2 protein-coding genes and 1 pseudogene are annotated in these 2,360 nt (G+C 65.9%); 1 reads left to right on the top strand and 2 read right to left on the bottom strand.

Annotated features, from left to right (window positions below):
• A pseudogene (locus tag VB737_RS06480) lies at positions 1–174 on the top strand (FAD-binding oxidoreductase); the annotation flags it as partial.
• Here the strand turns inward: VB737_RS06480 and VB737_RS06485 are convergent.
• Both VB737_RS06485 and VB737_RS06490 read right to left on the bottom strand, forming a co-directional pair.
• Entirely contained in the window at positions 153–1,016 is an 864-nt protein-coding gene (locus VB737_RS06485) for an aldose epimerase family protein (RefSeq protein WP_500312108.1), read from the bottom strand. The pseudogene VB737_RS06480 and the gene VB737_RS06485 overlap by 22 nt on opposite strands.
• The coding region (locus tag VB737_RS06490) for an acyltransferase family protein (RefSeq protein WP_500312110.1) at positions 1,013–2,360 on the bottom strand (1,348 nt) is incomplete at its 5' end. The genes VB737_RS06485 and VB737_RS06490, both read right to left, overlap by 4 nt.

A 2,360-nucleotide genomic window follows, 5' to 3' on the forward strand; every position in this document is an offset into this window, starting at 1 on the left:
GAACTGGGGGGCCACCTCACCGTGCTGCGACAGCCCCCGGACGCCGGCCTGCCGGCCTGGCTGAATGCCCCCTCCCGGCCCCTGATCGAGGCGATCAAGCGCCGCTTCGATCCCGCCGGCCAGCTGGCGCCGGGCCGGCTCCCCGGCGTCGCTCAGAGCCTCTCGACGGTGTAGCGGCACCCCAGCTCCAGGGATTCGCCGGCGGGCACCAGCAGGCGCCGCTCCCCGGTGCTCAGGGCCCCCCGAGGCCCGCTCCAGGGCTCCAGGCAGAGCATCGGCCGGGGAGGATCGCTCCACACCACCACCAGGTCCATCGGCGCCGCGGGATGCAGCGTCACCGCCCGGCCACCCGCCGGATCCAGCAGCCGCACCGGGCCCCGGCCGCTGCAGAGGAAATCCACGCCCCGCTCCAGCCGCGACAGCTGATCGGCGGTGACGGCCGGAGCCATGGTGAGGTGGTCGAAGCAGTCCGCCGGCAGACCTTCGAGCCGGACGCGGCCCAGATCGGCGACGGCGACGTAGGGGTGCAGACCCAGGCTGAAGGGGAGGGGATCGGCGCCGGCCTCGCCCCGGTGGCTGATCCGGGCCGAGATCGCCAGGGTCGAGGGCCGCAGCCGCAGCTCCAGCTCCAGGGCGAAGGCGAAGGGGAAATGGGAGCGGGTTTCCGGGCCGTCCTCGAGGCGCAGGGCCACGCCGCTGCCGTCCACCAGCGGGGCGATGGACCAGGGCAGATCGCGGGCGAAGCCGTGCTGGGCCAGGGGGAAGCGCCCCTGGGGCAGCACGAGCGCGTCGCCGGGCAGGTTGCCGCAGATCGGGAACAGCACCGGGATCCCGCCCCGCACCGACTTGGCGGGGTCGGCGAAGCGCTCGGCATCGAAGTAAAGGATCTCCTCGCCGCCGCAACACCAGCCGGTCACCAGACCGCCGCGCTCGGGGGCGACCGTGAGTGAATCGCCGCTGGCCGGATCGGTGAATCGCCAGCGGGGAGAGGACCCGGTGGGGGGGTGCAGGGTCATGGGGAGGAGCTGTCGGGCCTTGCCTGGAGTGTCGAAAGTCCCTTCTCTTCGAGAAAGCTCCGGAAGGAATCCGCAAGCGAGAGACTCCCCGACACGCTCAAGTGATGGTCATCGGAAAACAGCAGGGTCCCATCCGGCTTGATGGCCGTGACACGGCCCACCCCATCGAGAAAATGGGCACTGGGGTCAAAGACATGGACATTGGCCAGGCCGGATGCTGCCGACCCCAGGGTCTCACGAACAGCCTGCTGCATGCGAGCGGTGATCTGGGGATCAGGCGCACACCGCTCCGTGTCACCAGGCTTCGGTCTGCATTCGATTGGCTTTTGCAACAGCATCGGAGTATCCACGATCAGCACCAAATGAATGCCCCGGTCAGCCAGTCGCCTGGCGAAGCGGCGCAGGTTGCCGGCATGAATGGCCCTTGCCTCAGGGGGGCTGATCCGGCGTCCATCCATCTCAACCACCATGTCTGATGGCTTGCCTGTAGAGGACAATCCAGAAAGATAGGAATTGAGCCAACTCGAAATCATCACGATATCTCCTGGCTTCAAGCGTTCAACGGCCCGATCCATCTCCCCTCTGGCCAGATCCTGGCAGACCGGAAATTTCACATTCCCCAGAGTGGCCGTCATTGATGGATCAATGAAGCACGCCATCTGGAAGGCGAACGTGAGTCTTTTCCCAGTTGCCTCGGTCACCGAATCGAGCATCGGTATGAGGTGCAAAGCGTGAGAATCACCCAACAGAAAAATCTCTCCTGCCCCAGGCCTGCCCTGCTTCTGGCAGAGATCATAGTTCGGGCGTGACGACAGACCATAGGGCTTGCCGACAGGCACTGTGCAATTCTTCTGATTGACTCCCGTATCCAAAATAAACGGATCATAGGTATGGATTCGTTCACGGTATGGAACGGGATCTGAATCGATTCCCACGAACAACTTGCCCCGAAACTGGTGGTGCAGCACGTCAATCCCCACCCACAGGCCACCCAACGCCAGCACCGCCAGCAGCGTCTCCCACCACCACTTCAGCGGATAACGACGCAACGGCTGCTCCACAAGCCCGTACGCCCCCACCGCCAGCACCACGCTCCCAGCCACCGCCACCACGTACTGCCACCACGTCTCCATCCCCCACGTCCACCGCAGCAGCACGATCACCGGCCAGTGCCACAGGTACAGCGAATACGACAGCAGACCGCACGTCAGCAGAAACCGCTCCAGCCAACGCCCCGGCAGGAATCTCCCTCCCTCCCCAGGGCCCGCCTGCAGCACCAGAAGCGTCCCCACCACCGCAGGCAGCACCCCAGGCACCGGAAAGCCCTCACGCTCCGACGTCATC

It is taken from the genome of Synechococcus sp. BA-120 BA3 (assembly GCF_034931285.1).
Classification (GTDB): Bacteria; Cyanobacteriota; Cyanobacteriia; order PCC-6307; family Cyanobiaceae; genus Cyanobium.

What these genes read in the sequence shown, in the direction of transcription:
- VB737_RS06485 (WP_500312108.1), bottom strand. Translation starts at nt 1,016, where the DNA reads ATGACCCTGCACCCCCCCACCGGGTCCTCTCCCCGCTGGCGATTCACC.